Below are 18434 nucleotides of genomic sequence, written 5' to 3' on the forward strand. Positions count from 1 at the left end.
GGGCAGGGGCGACAGGACTTGAACCTGCAACCTGCGGTTTTGGAGACCGCTGCTCTGCCAATTGAGCTACGCCCCTTCGGCTGGACGGTGGTGCTGATGCCCAGCCACATGTGCTGTATTCAGTTGTCCTGGTGCCACACAACACGCGCGCCGCTCCGGCAGTTGCCGGCCCCGTCAGCGGAAGTTCCGGAGCTGGGCTCCGGGCCGCCTGGAACCAGCCTTGCAGAGCAGCGCGCATCGGCTGGTGACCCCAGAAACCCGAGTGTACGTGAAGACCGGTGGCATTAGCCAATCCGGCCCCCACGAACCAGGTCAGGACAGCTGCACGGTGGCGGTCGCGCGCCCGAAGATCTTGCGGCCCGCCGACTTCGCGACGATGGCGACGACCGCGGTCTTGGTCTCGGGATCGACCGATTTCACCTTGCCGGTGAACTCCACCTCGGCCGGTTCGTCCACACCCACGTAGACCGGGCTGGTGAAGCGGACGTTGTACTCCTTGACCGCACCGGGATCGCCGAGCCACGAGGTGACGAATCCGCCGCCGAGGCCCATGGTCAGCATGCCGTGAGCGACGACGTTGTCCAGGCCGACGAGCTTGACGACCTCGTCACTCCAGTGGATGGGATTGGCGTCGCCGGACACACCGGCGTAGTTGACCAGGTCGCCCCGGGTCAGCCGGACGGTGCGCGGGGGCAGCTCGTCGCCGGCGCTGATCGAATCGAAGGCGATGGCGTGCTTGCTCGGCGCGACGTCGGGAGCGGTCGGCACCGGCGCGGGCGCCGAGGTGGGCACGGTGCGCGGGTGATGCTGCGGGGTCTCCTCGCCGAGGCCGTGCATGAGCACGTTGCGGACCGCGCCGGCCAGGTTCGGGTCGATATCGCCGCCGCTGCGGCCGATCAGCGTGGTGTAGGTGGTGAGCACCAGCTCGTCGCGCTGATCGGTGACGATGTTCTTGGTGACGATGATGTCGCCGCCGAAGGCCTGCCGGAACGAGTGCAGGTAGACGTCGCAGGTCAGCTGGTCGCCGACCTTGATCGGCCGGTGGAATTCCAGGATCTGGTCGGTCTGCATGATCTGGCTCAGGTCGTAGCCGGTGACGACCTCTTCGAACAGCTTGCGCTGGGCCAGGATCCCGACCAGGGAGATGAAGGTCAGCGGCGCGAGCAGGCCGTCGTAGCCGTACTCCTGCGCGACGTCTTCCTCCCAGTGCACCGGGTGGTAGTCCTGCACGGCGCGGGCGTATTCGCGGACCTTTTCGCGGCCGACCTCGTAGTAGTCGTCGACGCGGTAGTGGTGACCGACCATGGCCGCCGCGTGTTCGGCGGGGTCGAAACTCTCGCCCGTCGCGACCGCTTCGTCTGTACCGGTGTTCATTGTCACGGGAGGACTGTACCTATCTGACCCCGTCTGCGGAGTCGGTGGAGCGTAGACCACCGCTGGCCAGATGCACCGTGCAAACGCAGTCGGGCCGGACGCGAGGTCCGGCCCGATGCTTGTGTCACGGCGGTTGTGTTCCGGCTGGTGCCGGAATCGAGGTCCCGGCGCCGATGCACGCGGTAGCTACACGCGTGGTTGGCTCAGCGGGACTCGCGGTGCGCCCGATGCGTGCCGCAGTTCGGGCAGAACTTCTTCAGCTCCAAGCGGTCCGGGTCGTTACGCCGGTTCTTCTTGGTGATGTAGTTGCGGTGCTTGCACTGCTCGCAGGCCAAGGTGATCTTTGGCCGGACATCGGTGGACTTCGCGGCCACGATATGCCTTCTTTCCGGAACTGGGCTTGATCGGTTGTGGTAGCGATGGCCGGACTTGAACCGGCGACACAACGATTATGAGTCGTTTGCTCTACCGACTGAGCTACACCGCCACGGGTCGCATTGCCTTACGGTGCCGTGCCCAGCCCCTCCGAGCGGGGAGCGATGCCGAGTCGGTCACCACCGGCAATCCGGCGAGCCCCCTAACGGAATCGAACCGTTGACCTTTTCCTTACCATGGAAACGCTCTGCCGACTGAGCTAAGGGGGCATGACCTCTTACGCACCGTGACCCGACTTTCCGTGACCCCGGCGCTTCGAAGTCTTGAACGAGGTTACACACTCACCCGTCTATGCACCAAACCGGCTGGTCAGAGCGGGTATTTCCGATCTCGCGGGCCCGGCCGTGGCCTCGCGCGCAGCACCGGCAGGCCCGGAAACGGAAGAACCCCCGCGGATCGTTTTCGATCCACGGGGGTTCTCGGTGGCAGGTGTAGGATTCGAACCTACGTAGGCTTTCACCGACAGATTTACAGTCTGCTCCCATTGGCCGCTCGGGCAACCTGCCGTCGCGCTTCTCGGCGCGCAGAGCAGAATACAACGAACCCACACCCGGAATGCAAACCGGCTGTACAGCGGCATGGTTCGACCGGCTCGCCCCTGCCTGCGGCGACACAGACCGCGTCCGGGGACTAATCTCGTTCGGCCGGGTAGAACTAGGTGGGTGCGGCGAACCATCCGGCGCGACCTCGAACGCCGGACCGTCAGGACAGGAGCGCAGTGTGGCCGATTCGTCTTTCGATGTCGTCAGCAAGGTCGATCGCCAGGAGGTCGACAACGCCTTGCATCAGGCGGAGAAGGAGCTGAACACCCGCTACGACTTCCGCGGCACCGGTGCGGCGATCGAATGGTCCGGTGAGGACAAGATCGTGATCAGCGCCGAGGCCGAGGAGCGGGTCAAGGCCGCACTCGAGGTGTTCAAGGAGAAGCTGATCCGCCGCGATATCTCGCTCAAGGCGTTCGACGCCGGCGAGCCGGTGGTCTCCGGCAAGACCTACAAGATCACCGGTTCGCTGGTGCAGGGCATCGACGCCGAGCACGCGAAGAAGATCTCCAAGAAGATCCGCGATGAGGGCCCCAAGGGCGTCAAGGCCCAGATCCAGGGCGACGAGCTGCGCGTGAGCAGCAAGAAGCGCGACGACCTGCAGGCCGTCATCTCGCTGCTCAAGAGCGAGGACTTCGGCATCGCCCTGCAGTTCGTCAACTACCGCTAGCCGAGGTCACCGCCCCGGGCGCCGGGGCGAGTCCTTCGTCACGCCCAGCCTCGGGGCCGAGCAGGCCCAGCGGGAATTGCGCGCCGGCGAGGTCAGCCGCGCGGACGGCCGGCCAGCTCTTCGAGGCGGGCGATGCGGTCGGCCATCGGCGGGTGGGTGGAGAACCAGCGGGCGGCGCGCTCGCCCGGGCGGAACGGGTTGGCGATCATCAGATGGGACTGGGCGGTGAGCTGCGGTTCCGGTGGCAGTGGGGCGGCTTGGACGCCGCGTTCCAGCTTGCGCAGGGCCGAGGCCAGAGCGAGTGGATCGCCGGTGAGTTCGGCCCCGGATTGATCGGCCTGGTATTCGCGTGAGCGCGAGACGGCCAGCTTGATCAGGGTGGCCGCGATCGGGCCGAGCAGCGAGACCAAGATCACGCCGATGATGTTGGGCCCACCCTCGCGGTTGCCGCCGAAGGCGGTGGCGAAGAAGGCCAGATTGGCCAGACCGGAGATAACGGCGGCCAATGCGCCCGCGACCGAGGAGATGAGGATGTCGCGGTTGTAGACGTGCGAGAGCTCATGTCCGAGCACCGCGCGCAGCTCGCGCTCGTCCAGGATCTGCAGGATGCCGCTGGTACAGCACACCGCCGCGTGGCGGGGACTGCGGCCGGTAGCGAAGGCGTTGGGGGCGTTGGTCGGGCTGATGTAGAGCCGCGGCATGGGCTGACGGGCGGCGGTGGCGAGCTCACGCACGATCCGGTAGATGACCGGCGCCTCCAGCTCGCTGATCGGCTGGGCGTGCATGGCCTTCAACGCCAGCTTGTCGCTGTTGAAGTAGGCGTAGGCGTTCATGCCGACGGCCAGCAGGATCGCGATGACCAGGATCGTCGGGCTGCGGAACATCGCCCCGGCGAACACGATCAGCGCGGAAAGGCCGACCATCAACCCAAAGGTCTTGATCCCGTTCGCATACCCATGCCCGTGCATACGTCTCCTCGCCGCTCCCCCGTCCTGTATGGATTTCCGCGCCGCCCGGCGGCGCACAACGCTGCTCGACTGCCACTGATCTTCACGTAATCCAGCAGTTCGAGTGCTACAGAATGGCAACGATCGCGGCGCTGCCGGAGTTCCGGGTGCGCCGCGGCGAGGGCCTAGCCCACTCGTTCGATGGTGTAGCGGACCAGCCGCACCAGCGCGTCGTTGGCGGGGCCCGGCGGCAGCGCCGAGAGTTCGGCGTAGGCGAGGTCGGCGTACTCCTGCAGCTTCTGCTTGGCCTGGGTCATGCCGGGCGAACGGCCCAGCAGTTCCAGCGCCTCATCGACTTCGGCGTCGGTCTCCAGCGGGCGGGCCAGCAGGGCACGCAGCCGGTCACCGTCGGGGCCCTCCTCGCGCAGGGCGTAGAGAACGGGCAGGGTGTGCACGCCTTCGCGCAGGTCGGTGCCGGGCGTCTTGCCGGATTGCGCCGATTCGGAGGAGATGTCGATGATGTCGTCGGAGATCTGGAAGGCGGTGCCGACGGCGTCGCCGAGGCGGGCCAGCCGCTCGACGTGTTCGGTGTCGGCGCCGGAGAAGGTGCCGCCGAATCGGCCGGCGGCCGCGATCAGCGAACCGGTCTTCTCCCACACCACGCGCAGGTAATGGGCGACCGGATCCTTGGCCTCGGCGGCGCCCATCGTCTCGCGCATCTGGCCGGTGACCAGTTCGGCGAAGGTTTCGGCGATGATCCGCACCGCGTCCGGGCCGAGGGTCGACACCAGCCGGGAGGCATGCGCGAACAGATAGTCACCGGCGAGGATCGCGATGCTGTTGCCCCAGCGCGAATTCACGCTCGGCGCACCGCGGCGCATGGTGGCCTCGTCCATCACGTCGTCGTGGTAGAGGGTGGCCAGATGCACAAGTTCGACGACGGTGCCCGCGGTGATCAGGTCCGGGTCGGTCGGGCGCGGGCCGAGCTGGCCGGTGAGGATGGTGAACAGCGGACGGAACCGCTTACCTCCGGCCTTGGCCAGGTGCAGGGCGGCCTCCTGGAGGAAGGACGCACCGTCGGACAGCTCCTCGATCAGTAGCTTTTCGACGTCGGCCAGGCCGTTACGCACCGTGGCGGCGAGTTCGGAATCGCCGAGATCCACCCCTGCCACTACCGTGCTCTCGTCGCTCACAGCAGATGTGCTCATTTCTTCTCCCAGCGATGCGTCCGACCCACGGTCAAAGAACCTAGCGTGTCCACGGTAGATAACCCCATGAACACCGTCACTCCCGGCAATATCCGCTGGGGCGCACCGCACACCTTCGCATACCGGACCGGGCGACGGACGGTGAGCCCGGCGGTGCGTCGGCGGCCGAGTCCGCCACCCCGCCGCATGTCACACGGCACCGGCGTCGACACCGGTGCGGCCGCGCTGCGAGTATGGGTCCATGGGTGCACCGGATGTCACACCAGCGGGCGGTGACGAGCAGACACACGGCGCGGTCCCCGCGCACGCCGATGTCGTCGTGGTCGGGGCGGGACCGGCCGGATCGGCGGCGGCGACCTGGGCCGCACGAGCCGGCCGCGATGTGCTGCTGGTCGATTCGGCGGTGTTCCCGCGCGACAAGACCTGCGGCGACGGCCTGACCCCGCGCGCCACCGCCGAATTGGAGCATCTCGGGCTCGGCGACTGGGTGCGCGCGCATACCGTCAACCACGGTTTGCGGATGACCGGCTTCGGCCGCGAGGAACTGCTGCCATGGCCGGGTGGATCGTTCCCCACCTACGGAAGTGCCGTTCCGCGCACCGAACTCGACGACAAGCTGCGCGAGACCGCGGTGAAATCGGGGGCGGGGATGCTGGAGGGCGCCAAGGTCGTCGACGTCACCCGCGACGGTGAGCGTGTCACCGGCGTGACGGTGCGTACCGGGGCGGGCACGCGGTCGATCAGCTGCCGGACCCTCGTCGTCGCCGACGGTGTGCGTTCGCCGGTCGGCAAGATGCTCGGCCGCGAATGGCATCGGCAGTACGCCTACGGCGTGGCGGCCCGCGCCTACATCAGCTCCGGACGTTCGGCCGATCAGTGGATCACCTCGCATCTGGAATTGCGGGACGCGAACGGTTCGCTGGTGCCCGGGTATGGCTGGGTGTTCCCGCTGGCCAACGGTGAGGTCAATATCGGGGTCGGTTCGCTGGCGACCGAGAAGCGTCCCTCGCATATCGCGTTGAAGCCGCTGCTGGAGCACTACACAGCGTTGCGGCACGAGGAATGGGAGTTCAGCGGGTCGCTGCGGGCGGTGGCCTCGGCGCTGCTGCCGATGGGCGGCGCGGTGTCGAATATCGCCGGCCGCAACTGGGTGCTGGTCGGTGACGCCGCGGGCTGTGTGAATCCGCTCAACGGCGAAGGCATCGATTACGGGCTCGAAGGCGGGCACATGCTCGCCGATCTGCTCGACGAACCGGATCTGAGCACGGTGTGGCCGGAGTTGCTGCGGGCCCGCTACGGCCGCACGTATTCGGTGGCGCGCCGGATCGCGGGCCTGGCCACCCATCCGCGCATGGTGCCGATGGGCGGGCCGCCGGTGATGCGGTCGAAGTTCTTGCAGCGCACCGCGGTTCGGGTGATGGGCAATCTGGTCACCGACGAGGACGTGGATCTGGTCGCGCGGGCCTGGCGGATGGCCGGGCGGGTGTCGCGGCGTTTCGACGAGCGGCCACCGTTCTGCTGATCGCCGCATCGAGCGGGCCGGGGGCCGCGTGCGGACCCGCGCCGACCTACAGTGGAACGGTGACGCCGCGACCGGTGCCCGAGGATCTGCTCCCGCATCTGCGGCGGGCACGGGATCTCGCCGACCGTGAATACGCCCAGCCGCTGGATCTGGACGGCCTTGCCGCCGCCGCGGGTGTGTCGAAGTATCACTTCCTGCGCTGTTTCGCCGCGACCTACGGCAAGACGCCCGCGGTGTATCTGGCCGAGCGACGCGTCGAGCGGGCCCAGGATCTGCTGCGCGCCACGAATGTCACGGTGACCGAGGCGTGCATGCTCGTCGGCTACACCAGCCTCGGATCGTTCTCCCGGAAGTTCACCGAGTTGGTCGGGATGTCGCCGTCGGCGTATCAGGCGAAGTTCGCCGCCGACGGCGCGCCACGGATTCCGGGTTGCTACGTGTTCATGCACGGCTTGTCCGATCGGGCCCCCCGGCCGGACAAGGAACGGTGACGCCGCAATTTCGGAGAAGCCGCCGCGGTGTGCGCGCACATAGCCTGAGCTCATGACTCCGATTACGCACGTTTCGCTGGTCACGGTGTATGTGACCGATATGGACGCGGCCAAGCAGTGGTACCTCGACAAGCTCGGCTTCGTGGAGACCGCCGATGTGACGATGGGCGACAGTGGTTTCCGCTGGCTCACCATCGCCCACCCCGAGCATCGCGAACTGGAAGTGACGCTGATGGTGCCGGGCCCGCCGCTGGACGAGAACCTCGCCGAAGCCACCCGGCGCGCGCTCGCCAACGGCACGCACGGCGCGCTCGGCCTGGCCACCGACGACTGCCAGAAGGCCTACGAGGAACTGTCGGCCAAGGGCGTGGAGTTCGTGCAGCCGCCCTCGGACCGCCCCTACGGCGTGGAAGCGGTGATGCGCGACAACTCCGGCAACTGGCTGGTGCTGGTGCAGAAGAAGGATTACGACCCGAGCGATTTCGCGCCGTAGGCGCGTGACGTGGATGCACGCCAGCACGGTGTGCATCCACCTCGCGGATCAGGCAGAGGCCTGCCCGGCGAACCACTTCTCGATGAACTTGCGCTCGCTGTCGAGCACGCGGTGATGCAGTTGTTCGGCCAGCGGCTCGATGGCTCCGCCGACCAGCGGAACCTTCACCTTCACGGTGCCGACGACCTCGATTTCGCTGCCCTCGGCGGTGGGCCGCAGCTCATAGGTGCCCGACATCTCCGAGTTGACGCCCTTGGACGTGCCTTCGAAGCTGCCCTTGGCGATCTCGCCGGTCAGCGGCTGCCAGGTGTCGGTGCGGGAGACCACCAGATCGCTCTTGAGCACCTTGCGCACGATGCCGGGAATCTTGTCGGGACGGATCTTCTCGCTCATCGCGAGCCGGATGGTGCCCTCGCCGCCGGGGTGGGCCAGATCGAGGGTGGCGGTCTCGGCGCCGGCGAAGCGGGCCTGCCACAGCTCGTCGCCGGTGAGTGCCCGGTGCAGGTCCTCCACCGGAACGGTGTAGGGCACCGTGAAGCTGAATTTTCGGGACATGGCGTCACGGTAGCCGACCCCGGCTCGCCCGGCCCGGCATCGGCCGCACATGGCGGACGGGCACGCGGTTCGGCGGGCCAGTAACCTGTGGCGGTGTCGGAAACCAGTCAGCCGGAGGGGCGCCCGGTACGCCTGCGGCGGGCGCGGATCGCGGTGCTCACCGCCGCCATCGTGGTCAGTGTGCTGATAGGTCTGCTGGTGCTGGCGGCCTGGCGCAACGACTATCTGATCAGTTCGGATATGGGCCGCACCACCGGTGAAGTGATCTCGGCTGGCCGGCTGCGCTCGGCGGTGAAGTATGTGACGCCCGATGGTGTGACGCACAATCCGAAGGTCGGGGTGCTCTACCCCACCAACCTCACCAAGGGCGAGCACATCAACGTCGAATACAACCGGGCCGATCCCGACCTGGTGCGGGTCGCCGGACGCGACGTACGGGTCGCGATACCGCCCGCGCTGTCGGTGATCGCGGTGACGTGGGCGCTCGCGCTGCCCACGCTGTGGATTCTGCGGCGAACCGAACGCAGGCCGGTCGAGGTGGCGACCGCGAAGGTCTGAGAGGTGTTCGCCGGAACTTCGCGTGGGTGTCATGTCGGCGTGACTGGGCTGACGGCGCCACCGATCACACTGGAGACGTGCGCGTAGCCATCGTGTCGGAGTCTTTCCTGCCGAATATGAACGGTGTCGTCAACTCCGTGCTCCGGGTTCTCGATCATCTGGACCAGCACGGGCACGACGCGCTGATCATCGCGCCGGACACGCTGCGTGGGCAGCCGCCCGCGCCGCGCTTCCACGGGCGGTTCCCGGTGTACCGGGTGCCCGCGGTGATGGTGCCGAAGATCAGTTCCCTGCCCGTCGGCCTGCCGCAACCGGGCATGGTGCGCGCCATCGCCGATTTCGACGCCGATGTGGTGCACCTGGCCTCGCCGTTCCTGCTCGGCGCCGGTGGACTCGGGGCGGCGCTGCGGCTGGATCTGCCCGCGGTGGCGGTGTATCAGACCGACGTCGCGGGATTCGCGAAGAGTTATGGGCTCGGGCTGGCCAGTCGCGCGGCATGGGCATGGACGCGGCGGATTCACGAGAGCGCGGCCCGTACGCTCGCGCCGTCGTCGGCCGCGGCGGCGGATCTGGCTCGGCACGGCATTCCGCGGGTGCATCGGTGGGGTCGCGGGGTGGATATCGGGCGGTTCACGCCGTCGGCGCGGCGAGCGGCGCTACGAGAGTCATGGGCCGGCCCGGAGAAGCTGATCGTCGGCTTCGTCGGACGGCTCGCGCCGGAGAAGCATGTCGAGCGGCTGGCCGCGCTCGCGCACGATCCGGATATCCAGCTGGTGATCGTCGGCGACGGCCCCGAACGCTCCCGGCTGACCCGGTTGATGCCGGGCGCGGTGTTCACCGGGGAACTCGGCGGTGCCGAACTGGCCCAGGCCTACGCGAGCCTGGATGTGATGGTGCACGCCGGCGAACACGAAACCTTCTGTCAGGGAGTGCAGGAGGCGCTGGCCTCGGGGGTTCCGGTGATCGGACCCGATGCCGGCGGCCCGCGCGACCTCATCGCGCACTGCCGCAACGGGTATCTGCTGCCGGTGGATCGGTTCAGCGAACTGTTGCCGAGCGCCGTCGCGGCCCTGCGTGATCCGGTGCTGCGCGCCCGCTTCGCCGGTGCGGCCCGGAAATCGGTGCTGCACCGCACCTGGCCGGCGATCTGCGAAGAGTTGATGGGCCATTACGCGGACGTGATCGGCACCGAGTACCGGATACCGCGTTCGGCCTAGATCGATCGCTCGACACCGCGGCCAATGCCGTCCGCCTGCACCTCTTCGAGAAGAACGACGAAGACCGGCATCCGGGCGCGGAACCCGGATGCCGGTGCGACGAGCCGATTCATGGAACGTCGCTACCCGACCTCCCAGGTGACCGGAAGTTCGTGCACGCCATAGATGTTCATATCGGTTCGGAGCGGCACCTGGTCGGCGGGCACGGCCAGCGACAGGGTCGGGAAGCGACGCAGCAGGCCGGCGAAGCCCGCGGCCATCTCGATCCGGGCCAGCTGCTGGCCGAGGCACTGGTGCATCCCGTGCCCGAGGCTCACGTGACCGCGCGCCTTGCGGTGGATGTCGAACCGGTCGGGTTCCTCGAATCGCAGCGGGTCGCGGTTGGCGGCCAGCAGCGAGACGACGACGGTGGAGCCGGCCGGAATCGTTTCACCACACAGCTCGATGTCCTCGGTGGCGTAGCGATAGAAGATGTCGGCGACCGACAGATAGCGCAGCAGTTCCTCGACAGCGTCGGGGATCAGCTCCGGTTCGGCGTGCAGCAGCGCCAGTTGGTCTGGGTGTTCCAGTAGCGCGAAGGTGCCGAGCGACAGCATGTTCGCGGTGGTCTCGTGACCGGCGAGCAGCAGCAGGAAGGCGATACCGGTGAGCTCATCAATGCCGAGATCCTCGTCGCGGGCGAGGTCGGACAGGATGTCCTCACCGGGCTCGGCCCGTTTGCGGGCGACCAGTTGCGCCAGGTACGTGTGCATCGCACCGAAGGCCGCCATCTTCTCCTCCACCGTCTGGTCCTTGACCAGGAACTGCGCGGAGTTGGCCTGGAAGTTCGCGCGGTCCTCGTAGGGCACGCCGAGCATTTCGCAGATCACCAGCGACGGCACCGGCAGCGCGAATTCGGCGACCAGATCGACCGGCGGGGTGAGCGCAGCCATGGCGTCGAGACGCTCCTCGACGATCTCGGCGATGCGTTCTTCCAGCGCGCGCATCCTGCGGACGGTGAACGCGCCGATGAGCTTGCGCCGCAACCGAGTGTGGTCCGGCGGATCCATGGAGATGAACAGGCCGGGGATCTGCGGCGACGGCTCGGTGGGAAACGGCATGCCCGGCGTCTCGTACGGGATGTGCATGATGTCCAGGTCCTGGCGGGAGCTGAACCGGGTGTCGGCCAGCAGCGCGCGGACTGCCTCGTAACCGGTGACCAGCCAGCCCTCGTGGCCGTCCGGGAAGAGCAGCGGGCTGACCGGGCGGGCCGCACGCAACCGGGTGATCGCGCTCGGTGGATCGAACGGGCCCGCGTCGCGCTGCTGCGGCAGACCGTGCGGGACGGAGACGGTGTCGGTCATCGGATGTCCTTGTCGGAGAGAAGAATCGGATCTAATCGCGGTCGATGAGAGTGATGGCCCCTGAGGGGCACAGCAGTGCGGCCTCGGCGACCGCCGGCTCCCACTCCACGTCGGGAGCGGAAGCCGGCGGCAGTACCCGGCCGTCGTCGGGGTGCTGGTCGAACACCGCGGGCGCGGTCAGCACGCACATGCCCGCGCCGATGCAGCGTTCGCGATCTACCTGGAGTTCCGGCACGGTCACGCCCGGCTCAGGCGGCGACGGCGTGCCGGATGACGATGTCGCCCTGGGTGGTGCGCGCGAACACCTGCACGGTGTCCACCGGCTCGGCGACGACGGGCGCGATGGTGTTGCGCACCGCACCTACGGTGGCGGCCGTGTCCAGCTGCGCGACGCTAGTGGGGTTGATGCCGATCTCCAGCTCGCCGACCGAGGTCTCCAACCGGATATCGCCGCGGGTGGCGGCGCCGATGCGGATATCGCCCTTGGCGGTCTTGGCGGTCACCGAACCCTGCGGGCGCTCCACGATGATGTCGCCGAGCGACACGGTGAGATCGCAGTGCCCGAGCTCGCCGGCGCCGAGCACGCGGCCGACGCCGCTGGTGGCCGTCAGCTCCGAGCCGACGGGCACCTCGATGGTCACCTCGATGCGCGGGTTGCCGCCGAACGGGGTGTGGCTGCGCCAGTTCTTCGGGGTGATCACGCTCAGGGTGCCCGCCTCGAATTCGACGACGGTCTGCTCGGCGGCGCGCACATCGGCCTTCTTGTCGGCGTCGGCCGGCCGGACCAGCACGACGCTGTCGGTGCGTTCGGCGGCGATGACGGTGACATCGGCGGCCAGGACGTCGACGGTGACGGCGATCGGCTGCGGGGTCTGGAAGGTGTACATGGGGTTCTCCTCGAGATCGTGCTCCCGCTGCCTGCTCGCCGCGGTCGCTGTTGCGTTGATGTGACTACTGTCGCGGGGGCGGCTGATACGGACCTGACACCGAGCTGATGCCCCGCCTGATATGCCGGGCGGCCTCATTGAGCACGCGGTTCTACCCCGCTGACCACGGCATTCGACCGGATGAACACCTCGCGCGAACCGCTCGGAACGATCCACGATCCCGTTGCACACCACCCGGCCGGCACACGTCGGGCCGCACGGACACGATCTCGCGCGGCGCCGGGCACGGCCCACCAGCGAGACCGCACAGCTGGCTGACGACCGGACACCATCCGTCGGCGCCACACGCAGCGCCAACCACGCAGGCCGGTCGACCGGCCGGCAACCGGCAACCCGCCGGCACCATGCATGGCCTACCGCCCGGACCACCCGCCCCCGGGGGGCGACGCCGGGCGCACCGTTGACGGCCCGGGCAGAATGAGCCGGTGCAGATCACGATGCTCGGCCCGCTGGAGATCCGGACAGCTGACGGTGGATTGATAGCGATACCGGGTGCACGGTTGCGCGCGTTGCTGGTGGCGCTGGCGCTCGAGCCCGGCCGCGCGGTCGCCAAGACCAAGCTGGTCGACTGGATCTGGGGCGAGCAGCCGCCAGCGGATGCCGCTAATGCCTTGCAGGCGTTGGTCTCCCGTTTGCGCCGGGTGTTGCCCGAGGGCGCGCTCGATGTGCAGGCGGGCGGGTACCGGCTGGCCATCGAGCCGGGAGCCGTCGACGCGGTGCGCTTCGATCAACTGCTCGATCAGGCGCGCGGCGGCGATGACGCGTCTCAGGCCCGGCTGCTGCGGGAGGCCCTGGAACTGTGGCGCGGGCCGGCGATGCAGGATCTGGGCGACAGCGATGACGTCGCCGCGGTCGTCACCCGATACGACAACTTGCGGCTGTCGGCGATGGAGGATCTGTACGAAGCGGAGATCCGGTTGGGTCGCGGGGCCGAGCTGGTCACCGAGCTGACCGATCTGATCGCCCAGCATCCGGCGCGGGAACGGCTGGCCGGTGCGCTCATGCGGGCGCTCGCCGCGGCGGGGCGCGGGGCCGAAGCGCTGACGGTGTTCCAGCGCACCAGGGAGGCGCTCGCCGATGAACTCGGCGTCGACCCGTCACCGGAGCTGTCCACGCTGCACGTCGCCCTGCTGCGCGGCGAGGTGGGCGCACGTCCGCAGCAGCGCAGCACGAACCTGCGCGCCGAACTCACCAGCTACATCGGTAAGCGCAGCGATATCGCCGCGGTGCGCGAACTCATCGCCGCGCACCGGCTCACCACGCTGACCGGCCCCGGTGGTTCCGGCAAGACCCGCTTGGCCTCCGAAACCGCCCACTCCATGCTCGGTGATCTGCCCGACGGCGCCTGGCTGGTGGAACTGGCGGGCGCCGATGGCAGCGGCGATCTGGCGCAGGCGGCGCTGTCGGCCTTCGGGCTGCGTGACGCGCTGCTGGGCAGCACGGCCGATACCGAACCGATGGATCGGCTCATCGCGGCGATCCGCGACCGGGAAACCCTGCTGATCCTGGACAACTGCGAGCATGTGATCGAGGCCGCGGCCGGCTTTGCTCATCGCCTGCTCGGCGAGTGCCGGCGGCTGCGCATTCTGGCGACCAGCCGCGAACCCCTCGGCATCACCGGTGAGGCGCTGTGGCAGGTGGAACCCCTGCTCTTGCCGGGCGCCGACGCGGACCCCGACACCATCGCGAAATCCCCCGCCGTGGCGCTGCTGCGGGACCGGGCAGGTGCGGTGCGCAAGGATCTCGGCAGCGACCCCGCGACCCTGGCGACCATGGCCCGGATCTGCCGTGCCCTCGACGGCATTCCGCTGGCGATCGAATTGGCGGCGGCGCGCTTGCGCACCATGTCCCTCGATCAGCTCGCGCACCGCCTCGACGACCGGTTCCGGCTGCTCACCGGCGGCAGCCGCACCGCGATCGCCCAGCACCGGACCCTGCGCGCGGTGGTCGACTGGAGCTGGGAACTGCTCAGCGAGGCCGAACGGACGGTGCTGCGCAGGCTCGCGATGTTCGCGGGTGGCGCGAATCTGGAAGCGGCCGAACATGTTTGCGCCGACGGCAGCACGGTCGAACAGTGGGAGGTGCTCGAGCTGCTGACCGCGCTGACCGAGAAATCGTTGCTGCTGGTCACCTCGGACGATAATCCGCGCTTCCGGATGCTCGAAACCATCAAGCAGTACGCCGCCGATCGGCTCGCCGAATCCGGCGACGCCGAAACCGCCCGACGTGCTCACCTGAAGTACTTCACCGACCTCGCCGCCACCGCCGAACCCCACCTGCGCCGCGCGGAACAGCTGAAATGGCTGGCCGTGCTCGAAGCCGAACACGACAACATCGCCGCGGCCATGCGTGGTGCACTCGGCGCAGGCGACGCCGACGGAGCAACGCGGCTCGCGGCGGCCGCCGGCTGGTACTGGTGGCTGGGCGGGCACAAGGCCGAGGGCACCGAATACGTCGTCGCGGCAGCCGAATCGGGCGGCACCGTCGATGCAGAGACGCAGGCGATGGTCTACGGGCTCGTCGTGCACTTCGTCAGCGCGGGCCGCAATGACGAACAGCACATCGCGGAATGGATCCGCAAGGCGTGCGCGGCCGGCCGTGGTGTCGAGGGCGGCCATCCGGCGCTGCGGTTCACCACCGCGCTCGACCGCATGCTCACCGGCCCCGACGCGTTCCTGCCCGCCTTCGAGGCCCTGCTCACCGACGACGACCCCTGGGTGCGGGCACTGGCCCGGCTGCAACTGGGCAAACTGCGCACCGTGCTCGGACACGAGGGCACCGCGGCCGACGAATACCTCGAACAGGCGCTCACCGAGTTCCGCGCCATCGGCGAACGCTGGGGCATGTCGTTCGCGCTGACCGAGCTGGCCGCTCGGACCGCCCTACGCGGCGAATTCCGGGCGGCGTGCGAACTGTACGACGAGGCCGCCGCCGTCATCACAGAAGTCGGCGCGATCGAGGATCTGGTGCCGATCCACGCCAGGAAAGCGCAGCTGTACTGGCTGCTCGACGACCCCGACGCGAGCGCGGCCGCCCTGGCCGAAGCGCAGCGCCGCGCCGACCAGACCGGCTGGCCGACCTCCCTCGCCGAAGTCGCCATGGCCCGTGCCGAACTCGCCCGCTGGACCCGCGACACCGCCCTCGCCCACCAGCAGATCGACCTCGCCCGCACCGTCCTCGGCCCCGACGCCGACCAACCCAACGTCTCCGCCACCCTGCACTCCCTGCGCGGCTACCTCACCGAAGACCTCACCGAGGCCCGCACCCACCACACCACCGCCTACCAAGCCGCCACCCTCTCCGGGCACGCCGCCCTGATCGCCCAAATCCTTGTCGGTATCGCAGATCTGGCCTTGCGCTCCGGAGATTTCGAGCAAGCCGCCCGCCTGCTCGCGGCAAGCACCGCCGCCCGCGGGCTGCCCGACCGTTCTCATCCGGACGCGGCTGCCATCGAGGAGGAGGCGCGGATCCACCTCGGGGAGAAGGGGTTTGCAGTGGCGATGGAGGAGGGGTCTGTGGTGGATCGGGGCGAGTTGGTCGCGCGGACACTTGGTTCGTGAAGGTCACGAAGCTGACGCGCGGAGCGGGTTTCGTCGAGGCCCGGCTTCGATTGCGCTGGCACGGTAAAGGGCTCGCAGGCACCACCGGTCACCGATTCCCCGACCGACCCTCGCGAGCGCCCTCCACGAGTCACACCAGATACAGGGGTGGCCGCCAGTTGCGAGGCCGTTCCCGGCCGAGTAGCTCGCGCACCGCGTATCCGCCATCGGCTCCCACCGCCCCGGTCAATTCGATGACTCGACGGATTGTCAGCGCGTCGGCACCACGCAGGGACGCGGAATGTGCATAGCGGTCGATCTCGTCAACTGTGACCGTGGTCGGCGGATCCACCCCGAAACCGGCGGCCAGCCGATCGCGTTCGATGTCGATATCGCTGTAGCCGAGACGTTTTCGAACGCGCTGCTCGACTTGCTCTAGTGAGACCGTGTCGGTCAATTCGGCTGCCATAGAGTGGGCAGCAACTCCGGCGGCGTCGACCTCGTACACCGCGGTCGACTCGTCATCGACGCGGACGAACGCACCGCGTTGTGTCTCCACTGTGCCGCGCCACCCCTCGGCGGCGACGCACAGTAGTCCGTTGGCCTCGGACGGATGCCAGTTCCAGACCTCCGCCACCGCCGACGCGTCATCTGCACCGAGTTCCCCCGCAACGGTGCTTCCATGGCGGCCCAATAGTGCGCGCAACTCGGCGACGGTCAGCTCACCATCGAGCCCGATCCCGGCGACAAGCAAGTACAACTGAACGCCCGCCGCTGCGGCTGCGGCCAAAGTGAGCGAATCGGCCAACGGGCTGCGCAACCCGGCCTCGTGTCCTTCGGCGAGGATGTCGCCGCCGACATCGACAACAACGAGAGCATCCGCGTCGAAAACTTGTGCGGCAGTGCGTAGCTGATTCGCAAGGCCGACCGCACCACCTGCCGGATCCATCAGCAACAATGGCTGCGCTAAGTAAGGAATCAGCGGAGGCAATGTCGACCGGCCGGCGCCGCGCAGACGTGTCGACGCGGTCACTTCGGCGACAAGTTCGTGATGCCGGATCAGACCATCGAAATCGCCACGACCACGCGGCCCGGGAACCGGATCTACGATCAGGCGGTCCCACGAGTAGCTCATGAGAGCCACCACATCGAACCGACGACGAAGCTTCGCCGCAATTATCGAGGCGGTGACGACATCACCGCCTCCACCGGCGGCGATCGCGAGTGCTCTACGGGGCATAGATCGGTTGATCGTACACTGTCCGGTGGCGTAGGACACCCGGAGGAAGAATGCCCGAAATCGAAGAGGTCCTGCCGAAGTACTTGCAGATCGCGGGCTATCTCCGCGATCAGATTGTGCGCGGTGACCTCCCTCCCGGCGGAGAGGTGCCGTCAGTACGTGAACTCGCGGCCCAGTGGCAGGTCGCGCGGCCGACCGCAAGTAAGGCCCTCGATTCACTACGGCAGCAGGGACTCGTCGAATCACGACGCGGAAGCGGCACCTACGTCCGGTCTCCCCAAGCTGCGCCCCGGGCACGGGAAAGATTCGAGCGGGCGGCTGCGCTGGGCACCATGTATTCGGACTCCGAGTCGGTGAAGTTCCCGTTTGTCGGGATCGTCGATTCGCCTCCACATGTGGCGGACGCACTCGGTCTTCCCTCAGGTTCGCCAGTGATCCAGCGGCAACGGTTGATCGACGGCAGCAGCGGACCGATCGAGCTGTCGACCTCGTGGTTCGACGCCTCGCTGGCTGAATCAGCTCCGCGCCTGCTGGACGCCGAGCGATTACGTGGAGGAACTGTTCGATACCTCGCCGACGTACTGGATATTCGATCGGCATACGCTCGCGACCAAGTCTGCGCGCGACAGGCGAGTCTGCATGAACGCCAGGTACTCATGCTGCCCGAGCACACGCCCGTGCTCGCCTATTGGCTGACGGCCTACGACCCCGATGGTCACCCGATCCAGTTCGACGAAGCGGTGTATCCACCAGAACGTTGGGCGTTCCGGGCGGAATATCCGATAGTCCTCTAGTTCACCGTGGCTGGATCGCAAATTCTCCCGTCTTCAAAGTGTCCTATGACACTTTGAGTGTCATGTGTCATAGTTCACTTGGCCTCGCCGTCGGGTGCATACCCCGAATCCCCGGCGGCGGGTGCACACCACGACACGACAGATGGGGGCACAATGCGGCAACAACCGACCGCGCTGGGATGGATCGACGCAGAACTCACCCGAGCTCCGGAATGGGATGCCGCTCGGATACGGCAGCTCGCGCGCCGCCTCGGCTACCTACTCGAATGGCCTCGCGAAGGTTCGGTTCTTCCGTTAGTGGATCAGGTGCGCGAGGCCGAAGCCGATGCGTTGATCATTCCGGCGCCCGACCACCTGGATCCGATTACGCTCAACGCTGTCATGCACTACGGCGACGTGGAATCGGTAAATCCGCGACTGTCTTTCGCTCGCTGGTCCATCATCGGTGCGCAGGGGTGAGCGGCTGGATAGCCGCCGGGTACGCGGTCGCGAGTGGTCTTCATGTCCACACATCACATAGGTTGTCGGCGCGGCGGAGCCGGATAGGTTGTGTGATGGG

The 18434-nt window shown here is 67.9% G+C and carries 18 protein-coding genes and 4 tRNA genes; 9 read left to right on the forward strand and 13 right to left on the reverse strand.

Annotated features, from left to right (window positions below; translation table 11 throughout):
- Positions 1 to 3 precede the first annotated feature (3 nt).
- The 6 genes from GV790_RS02635 to GV790_RS02660 form a co-directional block, all read right to left on the reverse strand.
- A tRNA-Trp gene (locus tag GV790_RS02635) sits at positions 4 to 76 on the reverse strand.
- A gap of 236 nt (positions 77 to 312) precedes the next feature.
- The gene (locus GV790_RS02640; protein WP_163810521.1) at positions 313 to 1374 is read right to left on the reverse strand and encodes a fused (3R)-hydroxyacyl-ACP dehydratase subunits HadA/HadB; all 1062 of its coding nucleotides are present in this window, start codon (positions 1372 to 1374) and stop codon (positions 313 to 315) included.
- Positions 1375 to 1577: 203 nt separating this feature from the next.
- Entirely contained in the window at positions 1578 to 1748 is a 171-nt protein-coding gene (gene rpmG / locus GV790_RS02645) for a 50S ribosomal protein L33 (protein ID WP_011211653.1), read from the reverse strand.
- Between the two features lie 37 nt (positions 1749 to 1785).
- Positions 1786 to 1861: transfer RNA gene (locus GV790_RS02650), tRNA-Met, on the reverse strand.
- Between the two features lie 84 nt (positions 1862 to 1945).
- Positions 1946 to 2018: transfer RNA gene (locus GV790_RS02655), tRNA-Thr, on the reverse strand.
- A 214-nt stretch (positions 2019 to 2232) separates the two neighbouring features.
- Positions 2233 to 2315: transfer RNA gene (locus GV790_RS02660), tRNA-Tyr, on the reverse strand.
- Positions 2316 to 2529: 214 nt separating this feature from the next.
- Here GV790_RS02660 and GV790_RS02665 point away from each other — a divergent pair.
- On the forward strand, positions 2530 to 3021 hold the full coding sequence (locus GV790_RS02665; protein WP_163810095.1) for a YajQ family cyclic di-GMP-binding protein: 492 nt from the start codon (positions 2530 to 2532) through the stop codon (positions 3019 to 3021).
- 92 nt (positions 3022 to 3113) lie between these two features.
- Here the strand turns inward: GV790_RS02665 and htpX are convergent, their stop codons facing one another.
- Both htpX and GV790_RS02675 read right to left on the reverse strand, forming a co-directional pair.
- Entirely contained in the window at positions 3114 to 3989 is an 876-nt protein-coding gene (gene htpX, locus GV790_RS02670; protein WP_163810098.1) for a zinc metalloprotease HtpX, read from the reverse strand.
- A 164-nt stretch (positions 3990 to 4153) separates the two neighbouring features.
- On the reverse strand, positions 4154 to 5176 hold the full coding sequence (locus tag GV790_RS02675) for a polyprenyl synthetase family protein (protein ID WP_163810100.1): 1023 nt from the start codon (positions 5174 to 5176) through the stop codon (positions 4154 to 4156).
- A 241-nt stretch (positions 5177 to 5417) separates the two neighbouring features.
- Here GV790_RS02675 and GV790_RS02680 point away from each other — a divergent pair, with 241 nt between their 5' ends.
- The 3 genes from GV790_RS02680 to GV790_RS02690 all read left to right on the forward strand — a co-directional run bounded on the left by GV790_RS02680 (position 5418) and on the right by GV790_RS02690 (position 7682).
- Complete coding sequence (locus tag GV790_RS02680; protein ID WP_175585786.1) at positions 5418 to 6698, forward strand: geranylgeranyl reductase family protein; 1281 nt, start codon at positions 5418 to 5420, stop codon at positions 6696 to 6698.
- A 74-nt stretch (positions 6699 to 6772) separates the two neighbouring features.
- Positions 6773 to 7189: a helix-turn-helix transcriptional regulator gene (locus GV790_RS02685; protein WP_163810525.1), complete on the forward strand. Its 417-nt coding sequence runs from the start codon at positions 6773 to 6775 to the stop codon at positions 7187 to 7189.
- Between the two features lie 52 nt (positions 7190 to 7241).
- Complete coding sequence (locus GV790_RS02690; RefSeq protein ID WP_163810102.1) at positions 7242 to 7682, forward strand: VOC family protein; 441 nt, start codon at positions 7242 to 7244, stop codon at positions 7680 to 7682.
- A 48-nt stretch (positions 7683 to 7730) separates the two neighbouring features.
- Here the strand turns inward: GV790_RS02690 and GV790_RS02695 are convergent, their stop codons facing one another.
- Positions 7731 to 8237 (reverse strand): DUF2505 domain-containing protein, encoded by a 507-nt coding sequence (locus GV790_RS02695; protein WP_130917954.1) that lies wholly within the window; start codon positions 8235 to 8237, stop codon positions 7731 to 7733.
- 93 nt (positions 8238 to 8330) lie between these two features.
- Here GV790_RS02695 and GV790_RS02700 point away from each other — a divergent pair, with 93 nt between their 5' ends.
- Both GV790_RS02700 and GV790_RS02705 read left to right on the forward strand, forming a co-directional pair.
- A complete protein-coding gene (locus tag GV790_RS02700; protein WP_163810104.1) occupies positions 8331 to 8795 on the forward strand; it encodes a DUF3592 domain-containing protein in 465 nt (154 codons plus the stop codon).
- Between the two features lie 77 nt (positions 8796 to 8872).
- A complete protein-coding gene (locus GV790_RS02705) occupies positions 8873 to 10012 on the forward strand; it encodes a glycosyltransferase family 4 protein (RefSeq protein WP_163810106.1) in 1140 nt (379 codons plus the stop codon).
- A gap of 122 nt (positions 10013 to 10134) precedes the next feature.
- Here GV790_RS02705 and GV790_RS02710 read toward each other — a convergent pair whose 3' ends face one another.
- The 3 genes from GV790_RS02710 to GV790_RS02720 are packed head-to-tail and all read right to left on the reverse strand — an operon-like array spanning position 10135 to position 12242.
- On the reverse strand, positions 10135 to 11355 hold the full coding sequence (locus GV790_RS02710) for a cytochrome P450 (protein WP_163810108.1): 1221 nt from the start codon (positions 11353 to 11355) through the stop codon (positions 10135 to 10137).
- 31 nt (positions 11356 to 11386) lie between these two features.
- Positions 11387 to 11596 carry a ferredoxin gene (locus GV790_RS02715; RefSeq protein WP_309138973.1) on the reverse strand — a complete coding sequence of 70 codons (210 nt, stop codon included), beginning with the start codon at positions 11594 to 11596 and terminating at the stop codon, positions 11387 to 11389.
- Positions 11597 to 11603: 7 nt separating this feature from the next.
- The gene (locus GV790_RS02720; RefSeq protein WP_163810110.1) at positions 11604 to 12242 is read right to left on the reverse strand and encodes a GIN domain-containing protein; all 639 of its coding nucleotides are present in this window, start codon (positions 12240 to 12242) and stop codon (positions 11604 to 11606) included.
- Positions 12243 to 12727: 485 nt separating this feature from the next.
- On the opposite strand from GV790_RS02720, the gene GV790_RS02725 reads away from it, so the two are divergent.
- On the forward strand, positions 12728 to 15862 hold the full coding sequence (locus GV790_RS02725; protein ID WP_163810112.1) for a BTAD domain-containing putative transcriptional regulator: 3135 nt from the start codon (positions 12728 to 12730) through the stop codon (positions 15860 to 15862).
- Positions 15863 to 15992: 130 nt separating this feature from the next.
- Here the strand turns inward: GV790_RS02725 and GV790_RS02730 are convergent, their stop codons facing one another.
- Positions 15993 to 17120, reverse strand: coding sequence for a DUF1152 domain-containing protein (locus GV790_RS02730; protein WP_218586366.1), 1128 nt, complete (start codon positions 17118 to 17120; stop codon positions 15993 to 15995).
- A gap of 11 nt (positions 17121 to 17131) precedes the next feature.
- Here GV790_RS02730 and GV790_RS02735 point away from each other — a divergent pair, with 11 nt between their 5' ends.
- On the forward strand, positions 17132 to 17875 hold the full coding sequence (locus tag GV790_RS02735) for a GntR family transcriptional regulator (RefSeq protein WP_163810116.1): 744 nt from the start codon (positions 17132 to 17134) through the stop codon (positions 17873 to 17875).
- A 297-nt stretch (positions 17876 to 18172) separates the two neighbouring features.
- Positions 18173 to 18334, forward strand: a complete 162-nt coding sequence (locus GV790_RS30915; RefSeq protein ID WP_256672975.1) for a hypothetical protein — start codon at positions 18173 to 18175, stop codon at positions 18332 to 18334.
- Positions 18335 to 18434: the final 100 nt, after the last annotated feature.

Origin of the sequence: Nocardia cyriacigeorgica, from assembly GCF_010858045.1 — a bacterium.
In the GTDB taxonomy this organism is placed as follows: Bacteria; Actinomycetota; Actinomycetes; order Mycobacteriales; family Mycobacteriaceae; genus Nocardia; species Nocardia cyriacigeorgica_E.